The organism is Bacteroides sp. HF-162, assembly GCF_015679285.1.
Classification (GTDB): domain Bacteria; phylum Bacteroidota; class Bacteroidia; order Bacteroidales; family Bacteroidaceae; genus Bacteroides; species Bacteroides uniformis.
The window spans coordinates 2,361,229-2,385,800 of sequence record NZ_CP064937.1; the positions used below are offsets into that span (position 1 = coordinate 2,361,229).

Annotated in this window: 19 protein-coding genes and 1 tRNA gene; 8 read left to right on the top strand and 12 right to left on the bottom strand. The window is 44.3% G+C overall.

The genetic code is table 11. From position 1 onward, the window contains the following. Positions 1-196 precede the first annotated feature (196 nt). The 5 genes from mnmE to ITJ87_RS09565 all read right to left on the bottom strand — a co-directional run bounded on the left by mnmE (position 197) and on the right by ITJ87_RS09565 (position 5,787). Complete coding sequence (gene mnmE / locus ITJ87_RS09545) at positions 197-1,591, bottom strand: tRNA uridine-5-carboxymethylaminomethyl(34) synthesis GTPase MnmE (RefSeq protein ID WP_196096216.1); 1,395 nt, start codon at positions 1,589-1,591, stop codon at positions 197-199. A gap of 262 nt (positions 1,592-1,853) precedes the next feature. Continuing rightward, the gene (locus ITJ87_RS09550) at positions 1,854-2,732 is read right to left on the bottom strand and encodes a nucleoside phosphorylase (RefSeq protein WP_117600718.1); all 879 of its coding nucleotides are present in this window, start codon (positions 2,730-2,732) and stop codon (positions 1,854-1,856) included. 95 nt (positions 2,733-2,827) lie between these two features. Continuing rightward, complete coding sequence (gene floA / locus ITJ87_RS09555) at positions 2,828-3,829, bottom strand: flotillin-like protein FloA (protein ID WP_005826863.1); 1,002 nt, start codon at positions 3,827-3,829, stop codon at positions 2,828-2,830. A 48-nt stretch (positions 3,830-3,877) separates the two neighbouring features. Then, the gene (locus tag ITJ87_RS09560) at positions 3,878-4,348 is read right to left on the bottom strand and encodes an NfeD family protein (RefSeq protein WP_117600719.1); all 471 of its coding nucleotides are present in this window, start codon (positions 4,346-4,348) and stop codon (positions 3,878-3,880) included. A gap of 8 nt (positions 4,349-4,356) precedes the next feature. Beyond that, a complete protein-coding gene (locus ITJ87_RS09565; RefSeq protein ID WP_117600762.1) occupies positions 4,357-5,787 on the bottom strand; it encodes a M48 family metallopeptidase in 1,431 nt (476 codons plus the stop codon). A gap of 180 nt (positions 5,788-5,967) precedes the next feature. Here ITJ87_RS09565 and ITJ87_RS09570 point away from each other — a divergent pair, with 180 nt between their 5' ends. Then, positions 5,968-6,717 (top strand): ATP-binding protein, encoded by a 750-nt coding sequence (locus tag ITJ87_RS09570; protein ID WP_117600720.1) that lies wholly within the window; start codon positions 5,968-5,970, stop codon positions 6,715-6,717. 21 nt (positions 6,718-6,738) lie between these two features. After that, positions 6,739-7,107: a DMT family protein gene (locus ITJ87_RS09575; protein WP_005826856.1), complete on the top strand. Its 369-nt coding sequence runs from the start codon at positions 6,739-6,741 to the stop codon at positions 7,105-7,107. 21 nt (positions 7,108-7,128) lie between these two features. Here ITJ87_RS09575 and ITJ87_RS09580 read toward each other — a convergent pair whose 3' ends face one another. From ITJ87_RS09580 to ITJ87_RS09610, 7 genes are all read right to left on the bottom strand, one after another. Further along, positions 7,129-8,145, bottom strand: a complete 1,017-nt coding sequence (locus ITJ87_RS09580; protein ID WP_117600721.1) for an FAD:protein FMN transferase — start codon at positions 8,143-8,145, stop codon at positions 7,129-7,131. A 26-nt stretch (positions 8,146-8,171) separates the two neighbouring features. Continuing rightward, positions 8,172-8,750: a manganese efflux pump MntP family protein gene (locus ITJ87_RS09585; protein WP_117600722.1), complete on the bottom strand. Its 579-nt coding sequence runs from the start codon at positions 8,748-8,750 to the stop codon at positions 8,172-8,174. Between the two features lie 7 nt (positions 8,751-8,757). Next, positions 8,758-9,525, bottom strand: coding sequence for a DUF6048 family protein (locus ITJ87_RS09590; protein WP_117600723.1), 768 nt, complete (start codon positions 9,523-9,525; stop codon positions 8,758-8,760). Next, on the bottom strand, positions 9,494-9,979 hold the full coding sequence (locus tag ITJ87_RS09595; RefSeq protein WP_057088046.1) for a DUF6452 family protein: 486 nt from the start codon (positions 9,977-9,979) through the stop codon (positions 9,494-9,496). The genes ITJ87_RS09590 and ITJ87_RS09595 overlap by 32 nt, the downstream gene beginning before the upstream one ends. A gap of 2 nt (positions 9,980-9,981) precedes the next feature. Then, positions 9,982-10,935: a glycosyltransferase family 2 protein gene (locus ITJ87_RS09600; RefSeq protein WP_016273343.1), complete on the bottom strand. Its 954-nt coding sequence runs from the start codon at positions 10,933-10,935 to the stop codon at positions 9,982-9,984. 55 nt (positions 10,936-10,990) lie between these two features. After that, positions 10,991-11,536: a DUF4199 domain-containing protein gene (locus ITJ87_RS09605; protein ID WP_025831900.1), complete on the bottom strand. Its 546-nt coding sequence runs from the start codon at positions 11,534-11,536 to the stop codon at positions 10,991-10,993. A gap of 145 nt (positions 11,537-11,681) precedes the next feature. Then, positions 11,682-11,755: transfer RNA gene (locus tag ITJ87_RS09610), tRNA-Thr, on the bottom strand. Positions 11,756-12,292: 537 nt separating this feature from the next. On the opposite strand from ITJ87_RS09610, the gene ITJ87_RS09615 reads away from it, so the two are divergent. The 6 genes from ITJ87_RS09615 (at position 12,293) to ITJ87_RS09640 (ending at position 24,571) form a co-directional block, all read left to right on the top strand. Next, a complete protein-coding gene (locus ITJ87_RS09615) occupies positions 12,293-15,184 on the top strand; it encodes a triple tyrosine motif-containing protein (protein WP_117600724.1) in 2,892 nt (963 codons plus the stop codon). 291 nt (positions 15,185-15,475) lie between these two features. Next, positions 15,476-18,679, top strand: a complete 3,204-nt coding sequence (locus ITJ87_RS09620) for a TonB-dependent receptor (RefSeq protein ID WP_117600725.1) — start codon at positions 15,476-15,478, stop codon at positions 18,677-18,679. Positions 18,680-18,699: 20 nt separating this feature from the next. Continuing rightward, on the top strand, positions 18,700-20,289 hold the full coding sequence (locus ITJ87_RS09625; RefSeq protein ID WP_117600726.1) for a RagB/SusD family nutrient uptake outer membrane protein: 1,590 nt from the start codon (positions 18,700-18,702) through the stop codon (positions 20,287-20,289). Positions 20,290-20,320: 31 nt separating this feature from the next. After that, positions 20,321-21,694: a hypothetical protein gene (locus ITJ87_RS09630; protein WP_117600727.1), complete on the top strand. Its 1,374-nt coding sequence runs from the start codon at positions 20,321-20,323 to the stop codon at positions 21,692-21,694. A gap of 137 nt (positions 21,695-21,831) precedes the next feature. Continuing rightward, positions 21,832-23,193 (top strand): family 16 glycosylhydrolase, encoded by a 1,362-nt coding sequence (locus ITJ87_RS09635; protein WP_117965513.1) that lies wholly within the window; start codon positions 21,832-21,834, stop codon positions 23,191-23,193. 88 nt (positions 23,194-23,281) lie between these two features. Beyond that, positions 23,282-24,571, top strand: coding sequence for a glycoside hydrolase family 2 TIM barrel-domain containing protein (locus ITJ87_RS09640; RefSeq protein ID WP_117965511.1), 1,290 nt, complete (start codon positions 23,282-23,284; stop codon positions 24,569-24,571). Position 24,572: the final 1 nt, after the last annotated feature.

The window sequence follows — 24,572 nt, forward strand, 5'->3', positions numbered from 1 at the left end:
ACACACGTCAACTAATGCGTTACTGTGACATTCGGGCTAACCGTGAATTTCCGTCGCGGTAGAAATATGATAGAAAAATATGGATAAAAACCGTTACTTCCAAATACGGACTGGAAAGTGTTAAAACAGGAAAGTTGCTGATATACAGCGACTTTGTTCTGAATGATTATGGTTAGTTACGGCTGTTTCCAAGCCATCACTTGCCAACGCAAAAATGTTCAAAAATATTCCCAAGTACCATGTCGTTCGTAACTTCCCCCGCAATATCGCTTAGATGGAAAATACATTCGCGGATATCTTGTGAAACAAAATCTCCGGATAGATTTTCTGCTATCCCTTGTTGGACCCGGTGGATGGCTTCCAAGGCATGGGTCAAAGCCTCGTAGTGGCGTATATTCGTGACAATGACATCGTTTTGGGTAACCGTGGGCAGGTTAGCGGCAGAGATTAGCATTTGCTGAAGCTTGTCGAGGTTGGTACGCCCTTTGGCAGAGATGGAGATGCATTGCACATTAGTAGCGGCCAGGGTGAAACTGGGGGTGAGGATGGTTGAGGCATCCTGCACCAGATCGGCCTTGTTGAATACGAGAATGAGCCGTTTCCCTTCGCAACGGGGAAGTATCTGGGCAGTTAGTTGTGGTATCCGTGAGACGGCATTCGTGGCATCAACTACCCAGAGCACGATTTCCGCCTGCTCCAATTTCTGGAAGGTTCGCTCAATTCCTAGGCTCTCGATGGTGTCGCTCGTTTCGCGTATGCCTGCCGTATCAATAAACCGGAAAGTTATCCCGCCAAGATTGACTGTGTCTTCTATCACATCTCGGGTTGTCCCGTGTATGTCGCTTACAATGGCTCGTTCCTCGTTTAGTAGTGCATTCAGCAGGGTGGATTTACCAGCATTCGTTTCGCCGATGATGGCTACGGGCACACCGTTCTTGATGGCATTGCCTACACTGAAGGATTGCACTAGACGGGAAATTACCTGCTCTATGCCGTCTGCCAGGAGACATAGCTCGGAGCGGTCGGCAAATTCCAGTTCTTCATGGTCGCTGAAGTCCAGTTCCAGTTCTATAAGTGATGTGAAGTGCAACAATTGGTTGCGTAGTGAGGTCAGCTCTTTACTGAACCCGCCGCGCATCTGGCTCATGGCGAGGCGGTGAGTGGCGGCAGAGGTGGAGGCGATGAGGTCGGCCACGGCTTCGGCTTGGCTTAGGTCCATTTTGCCACCCAAGAAGGCTCGTTGCGTGTACTCACCGGGAGCGGCCAGGCGGCAACCATTGCCGATGAGCAGTTGCAACACCTTCTGAAGAATATAGCTCGAACCGTGGCACATGATTTCTGTGCTATCCTCGCCTGTATACGAGTGGGGGGCACGGAATAAGCTGACAAGTACTTCGTCTATGATGTTTTCTTCTTCATGGATATGACCGAAGGTAAGTGTATATGGCTTGGCATCCTTCAGCTTCTTCCCCTTCCGGGCAGGGGTAAATATGCGGGATGTTATCTCTATGGCATCCGGTCCGGAGACACGGATGCATCCTATGGCTCCCCCTTGGGCGGTGGCTATGGCACAAATGGTATCTTGGTTCATTTTATCCGGCTTATTTTTATTCAGCAAAGATAATGGTTTCTTTACAAAAAAGAGAGATGACGATTCAACTTATGGGCTTTTATTGTAACTTTGTACAAATCGATAATGGATAGATGCTTATAAAGCCTAATCCGTCTCTGTGCCCATTGTGGTCATAGCAGAACATTGCTGCTATACAGACCAGCAACGGGCACGTCAAGCAGGATGTGATGAAGTCTTTACTAAACCTTACTCCCTGGACTGGCTGAAAGAGAGGGTGAACTTAGATACGGTCGAGTACTGTTTTGATAAGAGTATCTATCGTATTCTTGTATCCCGTGTTCGCTTCTTTTATCAGGCGGTTGGCAATGACCATGCATACTGTCATGGCCTTGTGCCCCATCAGACGGCTCAAGCCTGCCAGGGCAGAACTTTCCATCTCGAAGTTGGTGATGCGGTAGCTGTTGTATTCAAATTTTTCAATCTTTTCATTCTGATGCGGGTCGGCAAGCGGCACGCGTAACTCGCGTCCTTGAGGTCCGAAGAAGCCCCCGGCGGCAATCGTTACGCCACGTACCATGTCGTCTTGTGCGATGCGGTCTATCAGTTCAGCACTTGCATCAATGACGTAGGGGGCAGGGGCACACATGTTGCCGGACCATCCCATATGGTTGAGGAAGGCACGTTCCATGGGCAGGTCGCACACGGAGTTGCGTCCTGCATAGAAGTTGAGCAGACCGTCGAAACCAATGGATTTTTCAGAACATACGAATGTACCCACCGGAGTGTAGGGTTGCAAGCCTCCGCAGGTGCCGATACGTACCAGCTCAAGGCTACGTAGGCAGGGCTTTTCTTCGCGCGTCTCGAAGTCGATGTTTGCCAGGGCATCCAGTTCATTCATCACGATATCGATGTTGTCACATCCGATACCGGTGGAAACCACCGTAATACGTTTCCCTCGGTAAGTACCGGTGATAGTCTTGAACTCGCGGCTTTCCACTTCACATTCCTTGTTCTCGAAATGGGAGGCAACCAGTGCCACCCGTCCGGGGTCGCCTACCAAGATGACTTTGTCTGCCAGCCATTCGGGCTTTACGTGAAGATGAAATACAGAACCGTCTTCATTGATGATCAGTTCGGAAGAGGCGAAATATTTTTTCATTTGATAGAGTTTTTAATCTTTATGTTTATAAATAGAAACGCCGGGAGCCGATTCTTGTTCACCGGTTTCGGCGTTTCTGTCAGTTACTTTTCGAGTTATTTGCTCAACGGCTGGCTGGTATTGCCCGTCGTCGGTTTGGCAATGTTTTCGCGCATGGAAGTGTCAGCTTCTATATTCTTCATCCGGTAATAGTCCATGATACCCAGATTGCCGTTGCGGAATGCTTCGGCCATGGCTTTGGGTACTTCCGCTTCTGCCTCGATAACTTTGGCACGGGCTTCCTGGGCCTTTGCCTTCATTTCCTGCTCTGTGGCTACGGCCATGGCGCGGCGTTCCTCTGCCTTGGCTTGAGCAATGTTCTTGTCGGCATTGGCTTGGTCTATCTGCAGGGCAGCACCGATATTCTTACCTATGTCAATATCAGCAATGTCAATGGACAGAATTTCGAATGCCGTTCCGGCATCCAACCCCTTGCGTAATACCAGTTTGGAGATAGAATCCGGATTCTCTAATACAGACTTATGGTTCTCTGACGAACCGATGGAGGAGACAATGCCTTCGCCTACACGGGCCAGAATCGTGTCTTCTCCGGCACCTCCCACCAATTGGCGGATATTGGCGCGCACCGTTACACGGGCTTTGGCAATCAGCTGGATACCGTCTTTGGCAACAGCTGTCACAGGAGGGGTGTCGATTACTTTGGGGTTAACGGACATCTGTACGGCTTCGAATACGTCACGACCGGCAAGGTCGATGGCGGTTGCCATCTGGAACGGCAACTCGATATTGGCTTTAGAGGCAGATACCAATGCGTGTACCACCCGTTCTACGTGGCCTCCGGCAAGGTAGTGCGCTTCCAGTTCGTCACGTGTGATGTTTTGCAATCCTGCTTTGTGAGCTTCAATCATGCCGGGCACAATGATATAAGGAGGAACATTACGGATGCGCATCAGGAAAAGTTGTACCAGCGAGATATTTACTCCCGATACTTTGGCGGACAGCCACAAGAAGAACGGTACATAATGGAAGAAAAGTACCAGGAAGATAATGCCTCCTATAATGAGGAAGGCGGTTAAATACATTGTGCTTGGATCCATGAGATTAAATATTAATTGTTAGTTATAAATAGGTTGATTTCAGAAATTTCACTGCTTGAGCCGCTCCACTAAGAGGACTCCGTCCGCAATACGGTCTACGATAATCGGAGTCTTTTCGTTTAGGAAGCCGTCTGATGACTTTACTTCCACGATGTCTCCGTTGATTTCGGCATAGCCGATGAGGGCCAGGCGGGTAGTGGTGATGCCTACATCGCCTACCTTGACTTTTTCCTCTGCACTACGGTCTACTTTGGAGGTGATGTTTTTTTTCAATGCAATTTTGTCGAGTGTCTTGGAGCGCATGAACCATACCAACGAGCCGATACAAGCCAGGGCAGATATGATAAGCGTAATGACACCTGCCGTGGTGCCCATATAGGCAAAGGCATAGTAGTTGGCAAAGATGATGCAACCTCCTGCCAGAAAACCGGCAATACTGATGCCCGGAATTACGAATAATTCCACTAAGAACAAGATTATTGCTCCTATAATCAATGAGGCGATAATGAGTATATCCATAGTTGTCTTTATTTGGTGGCTTGCTTTTCCTGGTTGCGCACTTGAATGGCAGTCTGCTCCATCTCAGTGGACAATTGCCGTACACGTTGCTCCAGGTCGAGGATGGCGGCAGACATCTTGTCCTTTTCTTGCTTGTTGGCTCGGGAGTATTCCGAACGCATATCTTCCAGTTTCTCCTGCAGTTGTTTGTAGCTCTGCTCCAGCTGATTGTATTTGCCATACGAGGCTTTGGCCTGCGGGGAGCGGAAATCGTCCAGCTGGTAGTAGGTGGAGTGGTCGTCAATGACGAATTGAAAATCGTGCTTCTTGGTAGTCCGCGGCTTTGCGTTGGCAGCGGTCCGAAGTCTTTCTCGGGCGGCCTCTACCGCATCGGTGTCCGTCCATGTGTCCTTGATAGAGTGAAGTTGCGCCAATGATATCATCTTGTCCGGGTCCATCCCTTCGTAGTTGTACACTTGTTTGGATGAGTTGGGAATGAATACATAGATGCACACTTTGCCTTCGGGCTGGTAACGGTCGGAGGCAAACCATCCCAAGGCGTTGAATTCGTCGATGACGTACATATAGTCGTTGTAGGGCGAATTGAACGGCATGCCCACATTTTCCGGCATCAGATAGGAGTCGGTATTCGTATTGTAACGGGTGACGAAAATGTCATATTCTCCCATCGAGCCAGGGCCATCCGAAGCATAGTAGATAGTGATACCGTCTGTAAGTACATAGGGATAATCTGCATTCATGGCCTCGTTGATGCTTCCGGGCAACAAGCTGCCATCGCTCCATTTGTCCAGCAACTTGTTGCGCGAAAGGATACTGAGGGTGCTGTCCGGTTGCATTTCGCTATAATATAGCTTGTTGCCCAGCTCCGTTTCGTATACCGTTCCGCCTTCCTTACCGGAATCTTTGAAATAGGCGTCGTACATGAACAGCTTGCCCGATTCGGGGCTGATTTTGTATGCATCCAGGAAATTTTCCTTGTCTACCACAAAGCTGTCGATGAAGCAAACCTCTTCCACACCTTTCAGCATGCGCAAGTTGGATTTGCTTTTTTCCAATAATTGTTCGGCCTCTTCGGTGGAGCGTTTTCTCTTTCTCAGGTCGGAAATGTAGGTCTCATAAGTTTCGATGGCATCTTCGAACCGATATAAATCATTGTATGCCCGGGCCAAATAGAGTTGCCCGCTGGGGACACGTCTTTTGACGGCGTTTTCCAGGTGTTTCAAGGCTTCTGCGGGGTCGCCGGTTTCCAAGCAACATACACCGTACCATAGGTTGTAATTTCCATTGCCAGGTTGTGTCTTGACGAACTTTTTGAAGGCGGGCTTGGCCTCTTCGTATTCTCCCTTCTCGTACAAGGCTTTGGCTTCTGCCAGGCTTTGTGCAGAAATTGTTATGCTTAAAAGGCTGAATAGAAAGAAAAGGATATATTTTTTATTCATATTGATACATGTTTTATTCATATTGATACATGCTGATTTGTTCAGAAGGTCAAAAATACAAATTTATCGTGAATAAAGCTGGTTTCCGTAATTCTATTTTGTTAATTCTTCTTTAAATCGTTCTTTTGCCTTACTTTTGCAGCCGGAAGAGCTATAACTTATAACTCATAACTCGTATCAATGGCACAATTTGCTGAAGAAGAAAAGATGTTGCGCCGCATAGACAAGCGGTTTAGCAAAGGTGTGGTGGAATATGGACTGATAGAGGACGGCGATAAGATTCTTATCGGGCTTTCGGGAGGCAAGGACTCTTTGGCGCTGGTGGAGTTGTTGGCACGGCGTGCCCGTATCTATAAACCCCGTTTTTCCATTGTCGCCGTACATGTAGTGATGAAGAATATACCTTATCAGAGCGATGTAGACTATCTGAGGGAGTATGTAGAGTCGTGGGGAGTGCCTTTTGTTCTCTTTGAAACGGAGTTTGATGCCACGACAGATACCCGCAAGTCTCCTTGTTTTCTTTGCTCTTGGAATAGGCGGAAGGCATTGTTTACCGTAGCCAAGGAGCAGGGATGTAATAAAATTGCGTTAGGCCATCACATGGATGATATTCTGGAAACTTTGCTGATGAATATCACCTATCAGGGAGCGTTCAGCTCCATGCCTCCCCGATTGGTGATGAAGAAGTTTGATATGACGATTATCCGTCCGATGTGTCTGGTTCATGAGGCGGATTTGATGGAGTTGGCGCAAGTGAGGGGGTATCGTAAGCAGGTGAAGAATTGTCCGTATGAGTCACAATCCAGCCGTAGTACAATGAAAGGCATTCTGAAACAGTTGGAGGAAATGAATCCTGAGGCACGCTATAGTCTATGGGGGAGTATGACGAATGTGCAGGAGGAATTGCTGCCTGCAATCATAAAACATTAACCATTAATTATTAAAAAATATATGAAAGCATTTTATACCATTTTGCTATTGATTGTATCTAATATTTTCATGACGTTTGCCTGGTATGGGCATCTGAAGCTACAAGAGACAAAAGTCATCTCCAACTGGCCGTTGTATGCCGTGGTGCTGTTTTCTTGGGTAATAGCTCTGGCTGAGTATTCTTGCCAGGTTCCGGCCAATCGGATAGGCTTTTTAGGCAATGGAGGCCCGTTCTCATTGATGCAACTCAAAGTGATTCAGGAAGTAATCACTTTGATAATCTTTACGGTGTTCACAACAGTTCTTTTCAAGGGAGAAACGCTGCATTGGAATCATTTTGCCGCTTTTGTATGTCTGGTACTGGCGGTATATTTTGTATTTTATAAATGATGGGTTAATCGCATTTGCGCATTATTTCATATACTTCTCCATCCCTTTTGTTAAGAACGTTTGAAGCTTTCCTTCTTCATCCGTATAAATGAAGCAGGCGTCGATATCCGGATGTGCATCCGCCACGCGTTCTGCTTCTTCCAGCCCCATCACCATGAATGCCGTGGCATAGGCGTCTGCACTCATGCAATCTTTGGCGATGACGGTGGCTGACAAGATGCTGTGCTGTACCGGATAGCCGGTACGCGGGTCGATGGTATGCGCATATTTCTTTCCGTCTTTATAGTAGTAGTTGCGATAATTGCCCGATGTAGCCATGCCTAAATCTGTGACTTGCAGCACTGCTTGCAATTCTTGGTTCACTGCCAGTGAGTCGTCTATCGGCTTGTTCAAACCGATGCGCCAAAGTCCATTTTGAGGGTTTTGCCCGTGAACAACTACTTCTCCGCCTATATCGACCATGAAGTTGCGGATACCCTTCTTCTTCAGAAGTTGGGCTATGACATCTACTGCATATCCTTTTGCCACAGCGCTGCACGAGAGCATTATACGCGGGTCTGTTTTCACCACTTTCCCTTCATCGGACAATTTTACTTTTTCGTATCCTGTCATCTCCAGCAGGCTGTCTATCATGGCAGAGTCGGGGAAGTTACCCTTCTTGAACCCAAATCCCCAGGCATTGGCAAGAGGGGCAACGGTGATATCGAAGGCACCATCGGTCTCCCGGGAGATTTCCATGCTACGTCGGAAGACGTTGGTAAAGAATGTGTCGGGCACAATGTCCTCGTTGCGGTTGATGCGCGTAATGGTCGCCGTATCATTGAAAGGGGACAAGGAACCGTCGAAACGTTTGAGTTCCGCTTCTATCTCCGCCTTCAGATTCTGGTCACATTGATAAGTCACTTTATATACCGTACCGAATATCAGTCCGTTATCCGTTTGATAAGGAGTGACTTGGTTGTGGCGGGCAAGTATCCAGATGGTGCCCAGTACCAGTAGGGCAATCCATAAAAAATTCCGTTGTACTTTCTTTTCCATATCCTATCTGATTTTTTACTTTTTAATTAAAAGAAGAGATGCTCTATCAATATCTTGGTACCGATGATAATGAGGATAATCCCTCCCCAAAGTTCGGCGCGCAGTCTGCGGGCTATGCCACATCCGAAACGGATGCCGAACATCAGGCCGACCATCGACAAGGCGAATGATACAAAACCGATAATCCCGATGGGGGAAAGAATAGCCGAGAATTGCTTGATACCGAGGAATGCAAACGAAACACCTACCGCCAATGCATCGATGCTGGTTGCCACGGCCAGAGCGAGCACCACCTTCAGGCTGGTAGGGTCATACTCGTGCTTGCAACCTTCGTCCTTGAAGGATTCCATTATCATACGTCCGCCCAGGAAGGCAAGGATACCGAATGCAATCCAATGGTCGATACTTTCTATCAGGTGGCTGAAAAAACTGGCACCTATCCATCCCAGCAAAGGCATCAAAGCCTGGAAAAAGCCGAAGCTGACGGCCATCACCAGCATAGGGCGCAGCCGGACGCGTTTCAATATAATTCCGCTGGCTATAGAAACGGCGAAACAATCCATCGCAAGTCCTACGGCCAGTAGCCAAATCTCTAACCCTGTCATAAGTTGCTTAAAGAGGTAGTTTATAAGTTATCGTATAGGTTACTCCCATCGTGTTGGAGCCATATTTCCCGAAACCGGGCACATACCACGGGTCACCGTATTCATCGGCCGAGGCGGACAATTTGAACTTGAAGCGTAGTGACCAGCCCATGTACAATGCCTTCCAGACGTGCGCCCGGATACCGACACAAAATTCCGCCCATTGCATGGAGCCTTTCATTCCTTTATGGTTATAGGGCAGGCTGCCTCCCCATATCTCGTCGTCCAGATTCGGATTGCCTACGATGCCACCATATATCGGGTCGTCTAGTCCCAAGGCGTCTACATCATACTTGAAGCTACTAACACCGTAACGCAAGCCTACGAGTAGCATGTGTCCGTGCTGCTTCTTGTATAGCGTGTTATAGTCCATTCCTATGCGGAAGTAGGGGGCATTGCTTTTGTAGTGTATGCCTTTGTCACTCCAGGTGTCCGTGGAGCCATATCCCAGTTCGGCAATAGGGAAGAAGCGGTTCTTGAGGTTTACGTCCACGGCCACTTCGGAACTCAGGAAATCTCCTCCAAATACGGAGCTTCCGATTCCCCACAAGTCCAAGCCGACGGACGTGCCGTTGTATAACGGATAGTGCACTTCTTCTTTCGCGTCCTTCTTCTCCTTCTTGGGAGGTGCTCCCTGGGGGGGAGCGGTAGGATTCCCGTTCTGCGCCCGTAGGGGGAGGAACATCAGCAGGCAGAGTGCCAGACTAATAGAATAACTTAAGATTTTCCTTTCCATAGATGCCTGCTTCATTGTCTTTGATGTATATCGAGTCCAGAGAGATGCGGGTGCACGTTACGTCTGTGATGGCCTGCTTCATCTGATAGCCGCAATCCATTGATAGGAAATAGGGGGTGTTGGTGTGGCGTATCACCATCGTGTCACTCTTGGTCCGGCTGTACTTGAATATCAGCTTGGTGGAATCCTCCGTATAGCGCAGTGGCAGGGAGATGTCGTGTACCTTCTTCTGGTTGTTGATGATGATGGAGTCGGTGCCGTATGCTGTCACGGTGAGCGAGTCGAGCGTGTCGTTCTCCACGTATTGGGTTTCGGGGTCTACTCTATAAAGAATGCAATTCACCATGGAGCGTGCTGTCATGGAACAGTCGGCCTCTTCCGAGCAGGAGATAGCTATGCTTACTATCGGACAAAGGATAGCTCCGAGTATGACAAGTCTGACTAATTTTTTCATCGTTAAATGGTTTTCTCTATTTGATATTTGTTTCGTTCCGGGGCATTACGTGAAATCAGCTCTCCGAGGAATCCTGCCACGAATAGTTGTGTGCCGATAATCATGGAGGTCAACGAGAGGTAGAAGTAGGGAGAGTCCGTTACAAGACGGTAGGGCATGCCATGGTGCATGTAGTACAACTTGCTGACACCCACTATGACCACGGCTATGAAGCCGAAGATGAACATCAATGAACCCAGCAATCCGAAAAAATGCATGGGCTTGATGCCGAACCGGGAAAGGAACCAAAGGGAAAGCAAGTCCAGATACCCGTTTACAAATCGGTTCAGCCCGAACTTGGTCTTTCCGTATTTGCGTGCCTGGTGGTGCACCACTTTCTCGCCGATTTTCTTGAAGCCGGCGTTCTTGGCCAGGTAGGGGATGTAGCGGTGCATTTCGCCGTATACCTCTATATTCTTGACAACCTCTTTGCGATATGCCTTCAGTCCGCAATTAAAGTCGTGCAGGTTTTTGATGCCCGATACTTTGCGGGCGGTGGCATTGAACAATTTGGTGGGGAGGGTCTTCGACAACGGGTCGTAACGTTTCTGCTTCCAGCCCGATACGAGGTCGTAGCCCTCCTGGGTAATCATGCGGTAGAGTTCGGGTATTTCGTCGGGACTGTCCTGCAGGTCGGCGTCCATGGTTATCACGACGTCGCCTTGTGCTTGTTCGAAACCACAGAACAATGCCGGCGACTTCCCGTAGTTGCGGCGGAACTTAATGCCCCGTACCTTGTCCGGAGCTTGTGCCTGCAATTGCTCGATAACCTGCCACGAACGGTCGGTACTTCCGTCGTTAACGAAAATCACTTCGTATGAAAAGCCGTTGGCATTCATCACCCGCTCAATCCATGCGAACAATTCGGGGAGTGATTCTTCTTCATTATATAGTGGTACGACAACTGAAATATCCATTGATGTATGATTTTTCTATTTTACAATTGAAATAACAATTCTTTTTGCTGTTCCGTCACTCTGCCGGAGCGTCGTCTTTCTTGCGTCTCATCACGAACAAGGCGGTGGGGAAAGCCAGTATCGAACCCCAAAATACATTGGACGATATCATCTGTAGCGTAATGTCGATAGGGCTGAGTAGTCGGGCTGTCTCCAAAGCTTCCTGATAGGTGGCGATGTACGAATCCATTCCCGGCATGTTGCTTTGGGCAAGCGTGTCTACCATCGTTTCGCACGTGTTTATCACATATCCGTGGTCTATGAACCTGAAGTAGATGTAGTGTGCCACGGCGGCAAGCAGCGCGGCAAACATATACATGAAAACGGTGAATATCCATGCATGCAGGAAGCTGATGCCGCCTCCGCATACCTGATTACGATACATCCGTGCATAATAATATCCCATAAAAGGTACGCATAGCGTGAGTCCCATGAAAAGGAAAAGTAAAAAAGGAACCGACAGCCCCACAGGAAAGAGTATGAACTTCAATATCCAGAAACCTCCCATATAGGTACCGAACAGCATTGCGTATCGTTGCATGTAACCTCTATTTTCTGCCATCTTTCTTAGAAATAATGTGCAAAGGTACAAATATAGTTGGATTCAAGGGCAAGCCGATGTGTAGATTTTAAATAAATTAGAGGATTCTTTGCGGGGCAAAAAGAAAAAAGCAGGTAACACTTTCGTATCATCTGCTTTTCTTTCGAGCCTCTTGTCGGATTCGAACCAACGACCCCGAGATTACAAATCACGTGCTCTGGCCAACTGAGCTAAAGAGGCGGGTGGGTAAGCTTGCTATATCGCGCCGCTACAACCAACTACCTTTGCTGCGATCAAGCCCTGGAGGATTCGAAGGGAGCTGGCCGTATAGGACTTACCCGTTTTCGTTTTGCGGTTGCAAAGGTAGGCATTATTTTGAAATCTGCAATAGCTTGCGGCGATTTTTTTATTTATTTTTTTAGATTCTCTATTCTATCCCTCTTCACGGCTCCTTATACAGACACTTTGGAGGGGAGGTACGGATTCTTTCCGGCATTACGATGGACAAATATTCCTTTTACTAAAAAGTATTCGTCCGACATGTGTAACCTTATCGTCCGACAGTTGTTGAATTATCGTCCGACAGCTGTCGGACGATAATTCAACAACTGTCGGACGAATACTTCTTAGTATACCGGAATCTAAAGTATAGTAATGCAAAAGATTGCCATTCGAGAAGAAAATAATAATCGGGGACGAAAAAACTGATAGGCTATTGTGCGCTACCTTGAAAATAAGCATTATTTTTGTGCAACTAACTATATAGTCATTATACACATGAACAAACACATATTGTCATTCTACTTTTTTTTCTGCCTTTTTCTTTTTCTCCCTTTGGTCGAAGCAATTGCCGGCTGGAATAGCTTTATCGTCAATTTTGATAAAAGTGTTTATGGCAAGGGGACCCAGACTTGGCAGATAGCACCCTATGATGACAAGTGGGTATATTTCGCCAACAAGAACGGTATGGTGCAATTTGATGGCAATGTCTGGAATGTATTTCCATTGAACAATGCTTCCGATGTGCGTTCCGTTCTGGCTTCTGCTACCCAAAAAAGAATTTATGTGGGGGGCATCAATGAGTTCGGCTATTATGAACCGGATGCGGACGGTTCTTTGGCCTATCATTGCATGTCCGATACTTTGGAGAGTTCCGTTCGTTTTCTTGGAAACGTGTGGGGCATCCATGAGACTGACAATATTTTGTATTTCCAAGGGGACGGGTGTGTGGTGAAGTACCTGAACGGAAAATATACCGCCATTGAAATGAATGCCAAGATAGATTGTTCCAATATGGTCAATGGTATTCTTTACATCGGTACGGACAGAGGTGTATGGCTTTTGGTTGGAAACACTTTTTTCCCTCTTCAGGGTGCCGATGCGTTAGCTTCCAAACGTATTCGTGGCATTATACCTTATAAGAAAGGTGTTCTGGTGGTGACTGCATACAACGGACTTTACTATTGTGACGGGCGTACGATGGAACCGTTCATCACCGGTGCCGAAGAGTTTATGCGTGAGAATGAAGTCTTTTGCGTGGCCAAAAAGGATGATAAGATTGCCTTGGGAACCATTCATAAAGGATTGGTACTGGTGGATTGCAGCACCATGCAACTGAAATATTTCAATGAGAACAACGGCTTGCGTAACAATACGGTGCTTTCTGTCTCCTTCGATACGACCGGAAACCTCTGGGCCGGTCTGGATAGCGGCATTGACTACGTCTGTCTGAGTTCTCCTTTTACGAATCTCTATTCCTATCCCTATTCCTACGGCACGGGATATACGGCGGCTGTAGAAGGCGGCTATCTTTATTTAGGTACCAATCGGGGTTTGTATTACACCTCTTATCCGGTACAGATGAACGGTGATTTGCCGGATATCCGTCCGATGCCCCAATCCAGCGGACAGGTCTGGAACCTTTGCCGTATAGGTGATGAACTCTTCTGTCTGCACGACCGTGGTATTTTCCTTATCAATGGCACTTCCGTAAAACGCGTGACGGATATTGCCGGCGCCTGGTGTTGCCAACTTGTGGCAGGACGTACGGACCTTATGTATGTCGGGGTATATAACGGTATTTATTTGGTTGGGAAAAAGAATGGAGAATGGCAGGTGGTTGGCAAGATTGAGGGTATGAACGATTCTTGCCGTCTTTTTGAGCAGGAAAGCGATAAGGTGATTTGGGTGTACAATACAGATCATGTTACCCGTGTGGATTTGGATAATGATTTGACAAAAGCTGTCCGTATAAAGGAATATAGCGCGAAGGATGGTTTTCCGGTAGGACGTGATATGTATATAGCGAAGATAGAAGACCGGGTGTATTTTGCCACTCCCCGGGGAATCTATAAGCATAATCCTCATAAAGATGTCATGGAGCCTTGTCCGGATATGAACAACCTTTTGAATGGCACCGCGGCCTATTCGCGTATCTTGGAGTATCACGATAAGTTGATTAGTTTGAGCCCTCACGAAATCTGTATTGCCAATCTGGGTACCTATAAGCGGGGGGCGAATACAAGCATTAATCCCATCCAGCAATCGCTGATTGAACTGGTACCCGGTTTTGAAACGATTATTCCTCTTTCAGATTCGCTGATGGTGGTTCCTAATGAAGGAGGTTTCGCTTTATTCAGCATCCCGGCCGTAAGAGAGCGTCAAGATCGTAGCCACTCCTTATATATAAGGAACATGTATCTGTCTTATCCCAAGGATTCATTGGTATATACCGCAAACTTTTTAGGAGAGAAGCCGGTTCCGGTGATAGCTTATTCCATGAATTCCGTTCGTTTTGACTATGCCCTTTCTTTTTTTTCGGTAGGGGATGATATCCGTTTTCAATATCGTTTGAATAAGGGAGGCTGGTCCGATTTCACAACGGTACGCACCAAGGAGTATAGCAGCTTGTCGGAAGGGGAATATACGTTTGAAGTCAAGGCGGTCTTTCCTGACGGTACGACATCATCGGATACAATCGCCTTCCGTATACTTCCACCGTGGTATCGCAGTGCTGCTGCATACGTTTGTTATATCATCTTGGCTTTGCTTGCCTTATGGTATGTCTATCGCTGGGATGATGTCCGTGTGAAGCGGAAGAAACAGCAGGCGGTGGTCGAGAAGGACAAAGAGTTGCACGATATGGAAAGGGAGTACGAAGAGGAGAAAGCTCGTCAGGAAAAGCAGATTATGCAGCTGGAGAAAGAAAAATTGGAATACGATTTGCAACATAAGAGCCAGGAAATGGCCAATCTGATGATAAACTTTGTCCGTAAGAATGAAATGCTGACTGAAATCAAGTCGGAGATACTTAAAGTATCCGCCTTGCTGAAGGGTGAGGGGGCTCGTGAAGGGAAACAGCAACTTATACTTATCAATAATAAAATAGACGGTAATATACAGAGTGATGAGGTCTTGAAGCGTATTGAAGACCAGTTTGACTTGATACATAACAATTTTATGAAACGTCTTCATGCCAAGCATCCGGAACTTTCCCACAACGAACGCATGATGTGCGCTTATCTAAAGATGAATCTTTCCACGAAAGAAATAGCTCCTCTGTTGAATATTTCGGTTCGTGGAGTTGAAACAATCCGTTATCGTCTTCGTAAGAAGTTCGCTTTAGAGAGAGAGGATAGTTTGACGGATTATTTAAGCAATAAACTGTAGCCTTTAGATATTAACTTCCTTTAAAAGAAGGAAGTGCATGAAAGGGAGGAATGTTAAATTTCTCCCTTTTGTGTTCTATAACATGTTGTGACGTAATACTTGAAAGTATATATTAACTATTGATTATTAATAAGTTATTTATTAATGACGTATTGATAACGTATTTGAATTTTGTATTTGACGTATTTAAGAATGATTGTTTCTTGTTTGTTTTATTGCCTTTTACTCTATGTTTGCACTGTTCGATTGAGGACAAAACCGAGAAACGTTAATCTTAATTTAGTAAAACTTATGAAAAAGTTATTATCAGTTTTATTTCTGTTAAGCTTTACCTTGGCTTCTGTATATGCCCAAAATATACAGGTAAAAGGTACAGTGGTAAGCGGTTCGGATAATGAACCGTTGCCTGGAGTAAATGTGGTAGTTAAAGGTACTACCAATGGTGGAATTACTGATTTGGACGGTAATTTTACATTGTCGGTTCCTGCCGACGCAACACTTTCTATTACTTATATTGGTTTTAAGTCACAAGAAGTTGCGATAAATGGAAAAACTTCCTTGAAAATAGTTCTTCAGGAAGATTCAGAAACGCTGGACGAAGTAGTAGTGGTGGGATATGGTGTTCAGAAAAAAAGTGTGGTAACAGCATCTATTGCCAAAGTTAGTAGTGAGGATTTGGAAAACAAATCTCCGGTGCGTATGGATAATGCATTGAAAGGTTTGGCTGCAGGTGTGGATGTAACTTCTGCTTCTGGTCAGCCGGGTGATTCTCCTCGTGTACGTGTACGTGGTATTGGTACTATTAACAATAGTGATCCCCTTTACATTGTAGACGGTATGCCTATTGGTGGTGGTCTTGATTTTGTAAATCCTAATGATATCGAGTCTATCGAAGTCTTGAAAGATGCTGCTTCTGGTGCTATTTATGGTGCACGTGCTGCTAATGGCGTTATTCTAGTAACTACCAAGAAAGGTAAGATGGGTAAGGCACAGATTAATTACAATTTTTCTTATGGTTGGCAGAGCGCATGGAAGAAACGTGATGTAACTAGTGCGACAGACTATGCTATCCTTCAGAATGAAGCCAATGTGAATGGTGGTCAGGCTCCAATTTATGCAGATCCTTATAATTTGATTGATGCTAATGGAAATTCTATCAAAGGGTTTGGCACTGATTGGCAAGATCTTGTTTTCTATGACAATGCTCCGGTAGTGAATCATGATGTGACAGTTAGTGGTGCATCAGAAAAAGTAAATTATTATTTATCTTTGGGGTATTATTCACAAGATGGTATTGTTGGTGGTAATCACGGACATTCTAATTATGACCGTTTGACTGTTCGTTCCAATACTCAATATAATCTAATTGATGCATCTAAAGAACGCGGTTTCCTTAATAAATTGGATTTAGGTGTAAATTTGGCTTATATGCGTACGCATTCAACAGGTGTTGGCACTAACTCTGAATTCGGTTCAATTTTGGGTTCGGCTCTTTATCTGTCTCCTATTTTGACCCCTACATTGACTGGTGATGCAGCTGAAAAGATGATTGAAACTTATAAAGATTTTGATTTGCCTCGTGATGCAAATGGTGATCCTTATACAGTACCTGGCTACGGAGGAGCTTATCAAGAAATGAATAATCCGCTGGCTATGATGACGTTGACTCCTACAAAGAATTGGTCACATAAGTTTGTTCCAAAGTTTTCTATTGATCTCCAATTGTGGGATAATTTGAAGTATCACTTCAATTATAGTGCTGATATGGGATTTTGGGGTAATGAAGGGGCTACCAAGAGTAAGTATTATCTCTCTGCTAATAATAAGGCAACACATACTAGTGCATCTTCATTCAAGGCACAGAATGTGACATGGCAGATTGAAAATACATTGACTTATGATAAAACTATTGGCAAACATACATTTGGTGTTGTATTGGGACAGTCTGCCCTTAAATATAAAGGAGACCAACTTGGTGGTAACCGCTGGAATCTGGTGAATCCTAATAAACCTTCTATTGATTATGCTACAGGGAATGTTGAATATACAAAGGATGAAAATGGTAATATTACTGGTGCTACAGTTCAGTATGGCGTTTATGGAGGTCCTTATACAGAACATAGAATGTCATCTATGTTTGCTCGTTTGAGTTATAACTATAATGAACGCTATATGATTCAGGCTACAATCCGTCGTGATGGTTCAAGTCGTTTTGGTATTAATAATAAATATGGTACATTCCCTTCAGTATCTGTGGGATGGAATGTGACAAATGAAGAATTTATGGCTGATACGCGAGAATGGTTGTCTAACTTAAAGGTTCGTGCTAGTTGGGGTAAGAATGGTAATGATAACATAGCCGAATTTGGTTATACTTCATTGACAGCCATGGGTAATAATGTTCTTTTGGGTAAAGATGCCATCAAATGGAATGGTTCTAAAGCGCAACGTTTGGCAAATCCTGATTTGAAATGGGAAGAGAGTGAGCAAACTGACTTAGGTATTGATTTGGGATTCTTTAATAATGCTTTAACGTTCAGTGCCGACTATTACATAAAGAAAACCAATGGTATGATTATTACGATGCCTATCCCGAGTTATGTAGGTGAAACTAAACCTCTTGGTAACGTAGGTGATATGGAAAATAGTGGCTTTGAGTTTGAACTTGGCTATAAATGGAATATTGCTGATGCTAAATTTGCAGTAAAGGGAAATGCTACTTATCTTAAAAATGAATTGAAGAATTTGGGTAATGATACTGGCTATATGGATTTAGATGGTATTCAAGGATTCTCTGGCGGCGGTACACGCGGCTCTAACGGACAACCTTTCCCCTATTTCTATGGTTACAAGACTGACGGTGTTTTCCAGAATATGGATGAAGTTCGTGCTTATGTCAATAAAGATGGTAAAATGATTATGCCGGATGCGGTTCCTGGTGATACACGTTTTGTGGATGTAAATGGTGATGGCAGCATCTCGGCAGATGACCGTACTAACATTGGTAATGGTACTCCGGATTGGACTTATGGTTTGAATCTCAATGCTGATTGGAAAGGCTTTGATTTTAATATTTTCTTCCAAGGTGTGGCTGGTGCTGATGTGTTTGATGGCACTTATCGTACAGATGTTGCTTCTGGTAACTATCCTTCTTGGATGTTGGGACGTTGGACTGGTGAAGGTACTTCTAATAAGTATCCTCGTCTGGCTGTCGGTAATGCAACGAACTGGATGGTATCTGATCTTTATGTTTGTGATGGTTCATATCTTCGTCTTAAGAATATTACTTTGGGATATACATTGCCTAAGACTCTTACTCGCAAACTCACTATTGAACGTCTGCGCGTATATGTACAAGCTGAAAATCTTGTGACTTGGACCAAATATTGGGGATTTGACCCTGAAATTTCTTCAGGTGCAACTTCTCTTGGTGTTGACCGTGGTATTTATCCGCAGGCTCGTACATATACAGTAGGTGTAAATGTTTCTTTCTAATTTAAAAACATAAGAATTATATGAAAACAAATAAAATATTAGCAATAGGCTTACTTGCTGCCGCTACAGTGTTGATTACCAGTTGCAGTGACAGTTTTCTTGAGGTGGAAAATCCGACAGGTGAACCATTGGAAGATTATTATACTACGGACGAGCATATTCAGGAAGCTCTGATTGCCGCCTATGACCCTCTCCATTGGCCAGATTGGGGATTGGGACAGTACAATGCCTTGAATATTGACGGTGAAATTATGGGCGATAATTTTTGGGTAGGTGGTGCAACCAAGACCGATATGCAGAATTGGCATATGTTATTTAATTATGAAGCTAATGAAAATAATACACTTGGCTCTCTTTGGACTGTGGATTATTCTGGCATCAAACGTTGTAATGACTTACTGAAATATCTTGATTGGGGTACTGATGTTACTGAGGCCAATCGTAAACTCTATGAGATGCAAGCCCGTTTACTACGTGTTTTCTATTATAATATGTTGTGGCATTATTTTGGTAATGTACCTTTCTATTTGGAGAATCTTTCCGAACCTCCTTATACGGCTCCGCAATATACTGCCGATCAGGTTTATGCTGAGTTGATTGTGGAACTTGAAGCTGTAATTGACTCTAAGGTGCTACCTTTGAAATATTATAAAACAATCAAAGATGGTAAAGAAGTTGATGACGAAGGTCAGTTGGGACGTGTCACTCAAGCTATGGCTTATATGATATATGCTGAAATGGTAATGTATCAGAATGATGAAAGTCGTTTTTCAAAAGCTTTAGGTTATATGAAGGAGCTTATTGATAGTCCTAGCTTTAGATTGAATCCTAGTTTTGCCAACATCTGGGAAACGGAAGGTGAATGGTGTGACGAATCTATCTGGGAAATTAATTATGAGCAAACTAATAACGAACGTGGCTGGGGAAGTCCGTTAGCTGTTGGTGGCACAGTGCTTCCTACTTTGATTTCTCCTAACTCTTTCCCTGGTGATGATGGTTGGTCAAAGGGTAATGATGGTTGGGGATTTATGCCCATGCGTCTTGAAACTTATCAAATGTTTAGTGAACAAGACAAACGTCGTGATGCAACTTGCTGGGTGATTGCCGAATATGTAGAATATACGAAACGTTATCAAGATACTCATATTTGGTTGCAAAAATATCGTCCGTATGATAAGAACTTCAAGCAGTCTTCCGGTGACCAGAATTTGAACTATAATAACAACTATCGTTATTATCGTTATGCTGAAACATTGCTCAATGCTGCAGAACTTTCTCTTCGTACAGGTGGAAGTAGTACTGGGGAGGCTAAGACATGGTTGAACGAAGTTCGTACCCGTGCCGGTTTGGCTGAACTTGCGAGTGTCACAGTTGACGATGTCCTCACAGAGCGTCATTTGGAATTTGTTGGCGAAGGTAAACGCTATTTTGATTTGGTACGTGCTGAAGGAATTAGTGGAGCATCATCTAAAAACAAGGCTACTACTGCACTTGTCCCAGATGAATATGGCTACCGTACCAATTCTTGGACTGCCAAGAAGAAATACATTCCTATTGCACAAAGTGAGTTGGATTCTGACCCTGCTTTGGTTCAGAATGCTTATAAATAGTTTACCATAACTCCATTAACAAATAATTGATATGAAAAATATATTTAAATATATAGCAGGCGTGTTGGTTGCTGGTTTTGCAATGACTTCATGTTCGCCTGAAGATTTTACGGGAGCCAATGGCAATATCCCACAAGCATCGGATTATACTGATAACTTTAAAGTTACTGTAGATCAGACAACCAATTATGCAAACTTTGAATTTACTTCTGCTCCTGGAGTGTCTCCGATTTGGATAATTGACGGCGCTTATCAAGCCTCATATGGCTTTTCTAAATATTATCGTAAAAAAGGTTCATATACAGTAGAATGTAAAGTAAAGAACGCAAATGGCATCAGTGATGGTTCGATAACTAAAACCTTTGAAATAGAGAAGACTATTATGAACGGTTTTGGTGGTTTTGTGGAAGATAGTGAATTTAACATGTTTAAGGGAGTAACTTTCAATGTGGCATCTTTCTACTATGCTCCAGGATGGGGGCAGATTGCAGATCCAAAATATACTTATCAGAATGGTGCATTTGTTGTTTCCTTACCGGAAGCTACTACCGATCAGTGGCAAGCTCAGATGCATGTGGAATTGGATAAGGCAATTGCTTTGTCTGTGGATAAAACCTATGATTTTTCAGTGATAATTACTTCTACTACCAAACATCCGGGCGTGACGGTTAAAGTACAGCAGAAGGGGGATGACAATACGTTTATCAATATGCAGCGTGTGGCTTTAGATGCTAATGAGCCCAAATGTATATGGTTCAGTAACGTACCCGGTGTGAATATTACCGACTTGAAGTTTGCACTTGATTTTGGTGGTAATGAAGCTAATACGGATATTACTTTGGAAAGCTTTGTCTTGAAAGACCATGCTAATGATGACGGTACGGAAATTCCTGAAGTACAAGAGCCTGAACCTTCTTGGGTAAAGGTGGATAGTGAAGACAATCTTTGGAACGGGGCAACCTTTACCAATACTTTCTTCTATGCAAACCCGGATTGGAGTGCTAGACCTAATCCTGATTTGGTGGTGGATGGAAATGCTTATACACTCACTTTCCCTGATGCTACTGAAGCACAATGGCAGAACCAGTTCTCGTTTGTTACAGATTTGTCAGCCGATACAGAAACTGCCTATGATTTCTGTGTCACTCTAAATCCTAGTACTGATTTGAAGGGAGTGACAGTAAAACTGGTTCAGACTGATGAACCTGATGTCAAACATGATGACAATTTCTTCTTTGCAGAACAGACGGATTTGTTGGGTAATGAAGATAATAAATTTTGGGTTGCAAATAAAAAGGCGCCTAAAGATATGCATGCTATATCTTTAGTCTTGGATTTTGGTGGAAATCCTGCTGACACAAAAGTGACTATTAAGGATATTATTTTCCAGACTCATAGAGATTGAAGACTAGTATTGGATAGGATATTGGTCTACTAAAAAACAGTGAATTATAAAAGGGGGGGAAGGATGTGTGTTATCTTGGCAATTGCTGGAATTTCATCCTTTCCCTTTTTCTCTACTTATGTTATAAAGAAATATATATGAAATACTATTGTCTATTATCTATTCTTTTGTTTTCGTTGATTGCTTGTGGCAGTAACGATGGCAAGGAACCGCAATCCGAGGATGTTACCATTAAATGTTCTCCTGAAAAGATAGAGGCTGTTGCACAAGCTAGCCAATATGTGGTGAATGTGGTTTGTTCCGGTAAAGAGTGGACAGCTTTTGCCTCTGATGATTGCAGTTCATGGGTCAAAGTAAATGTAATAGGTTCTTCTTCTAGCCAAGGCACAGCGACAGTTATAGTCAGTGCTCATACGGGTACTACTTCTCGTACTGGTACAGTGGTGGTTAAATCTGGTGCTACTCGTGTATCTATTCCTCTTACGCAAGCGGCTCCTTTATCAGTGTCACAGACTGAGTTGTATTCTAATTCTGTAGGAGAAAATTTTGTCTTATCTGTTATTGCTTCTGGCGAATGGAATGTGAAATCCAATGATAGTTGGATTAGCGCAGAAAAAAACGGTGAGGAGATTGTTGTGACCACTTTAGCTAATGATGCAAAGATTTCCCGTACGGGCACAGTTGAGGTTGTGGCTGGTGCAGAGAAAGCAACGGTAACAGTTATTCAAGAATCGGCTGAAGATCTGGATATCAATATTCCTGAGGGGTATCGGTTGGTTTGGCATGATGAATTTAATGAGGGTATATCTCTCGGCAATGACTGGACACACGAAGTTCAAGGAGCAGGGTGGGTAAACAATGAACTTCAGAATTACGTTAATGGTTCCGCTGACGGAAAGCGTGTGACAGAACTTGTGGACGGTAAGTTGAATATAAATTGTTTCAAAGGCTCCGATGGTAAAATTTACTCTGGTCGTGTGTATGCTAAAGTGAATACTGGTTGGAAATACGGTTACTTTGAAGCACGTATCATGTTGCCTGAAGGCAAGGGGACGTGGCCGGCTTTTTGGATGATGCCAGTTGATAATGACTGGAATACTAATCCATGGCCCATGTGTGGTGAAATAGACATTATGGAGGAAGTGGGAGTCGTGCCCAACGAAGTCTCTTCGTCTATCCATACGCAAGATTATAATCATACTATAGGTACGCAGAAAACACATGCCATGACTATAGAACAGGCAGAAGGAGAATTTCATCTCTATGCTTTAGAGTGGACAGAAGATGCCATCACTACATACGTGGATGGCAAGGTACAGTTGGCTGTTACCAAACAACAATTGGGAGCTGGTCATAATCAATGGCCTTTCCATTATGCTTTCTATCCCATTCTGAATCTGGCTTGGGGCGGTGATTGGGGTGGAATGAACGGTGTGGATGAATCTGCTCTTCCTGTAACGATGAAGGTGGATTATGTACGTGTATTTCAGAAGAAGTAGAACTGTTTTTTAATGAAGTTTGAAAATGAAGGTTAAATGCTTTTTTTATTTATAACATAGCATACCTTATGCTTTAGAACAATTGATAATGAAAAAAGAAAAAATATTTATTTTTATCTGTTTAGTTTTGTTGTCTGCCTGTTCTTCTTCTTCTTTAGACGGCATTGTAATAGAGAAAGCGGCAGACGGTTATAAACTTTCCATTGACGGAAGAGAAACCTATATTAAAGGCGTAGGCGGCACATATCGGTTAGACATTGCCGCCCAGAGTGGTGCCAATGCCTTCAGAACCTGGGGAGGTAATGTGGAGGAGATAAAGAAAAACCTGGCATTGGCTTCAGAGCACAACATGTACGTAATGCAGGGAATAGGCATGACCAAAGACTCCATACGCTATTACGATGATGAATATAAGAACAAGATGCGCGAAGAAGTCCGCTTGTTGGCAGAAACGTTCAAGAATGATACGAGTTTGCTGGCTTGGGGTATTGGCAATGAAATTGAGTTGGGAAATGCCAATATAGCTGCCGCATGGAATTTTGTGGAAGAACTGGCACAGCTGATTAAGTCGATAGACAAGCGTCATCTGGTTTCGACAGTGATTTCCTACAATCCGTCGGCATTGGACTCTGTGGCAAAGTATGCTCCGTCTCTCGATTATGTGGGCATCAATGTATATGGTCCGATGGGAGAGGTGCAGGCTGTTGTTGACCGGTCGGACTACAAGGGTGCATTTATGATTACCGAGTGGGGACCGACCGGTTGGTGGGAAACAGCGTCAACCGAGTGGAAGGCACCCATAGAGCAAACCAGTGAAGAAAAACGGCAGGTATACGAAGAGCGTTATACGCAATATATTTCTGCCAATACCCGTTGCTTGGGCTCTTTTGTATTCTTGTGGGGACAAAAAGAAGAACGTACGCCTACTTGGTTCAGTATGTTTGTAGAAGACACGGTGGATATGCTGCCTCTGAAAGGAGAAAAGACTCCTATGGTGGAGGCTATGCAAAGAGTGTGGACCGGCAAGGAATTGGATGAAACGGCTCCGATAGTTCGGGGCATGACTATCAATGGTAAAAGTGCCATTGATAATGTCCGTATCAAAGCAGGTACTTTATTTAAAGCGGAGGTTTCCGTCACAGATAAGGAGAATGATTCTTTGACTTATGTGTGGGAAGTACTGAAAGAGGCTACAGTCTTGGGTTTTGGAGGTTCTTATGAACCACGTCCGGAAAGAATGGGTGACGTGGCCGTGTCAGACAAGAATGTGTATGAGACTATGATTAAAGTTCCCGGGGAATATCGTTTGTACGTATATATACTTGATAATACGGGTTTTGTCTCTACAGCAAATGTTCCATTTCAAGTAATAGATTAAA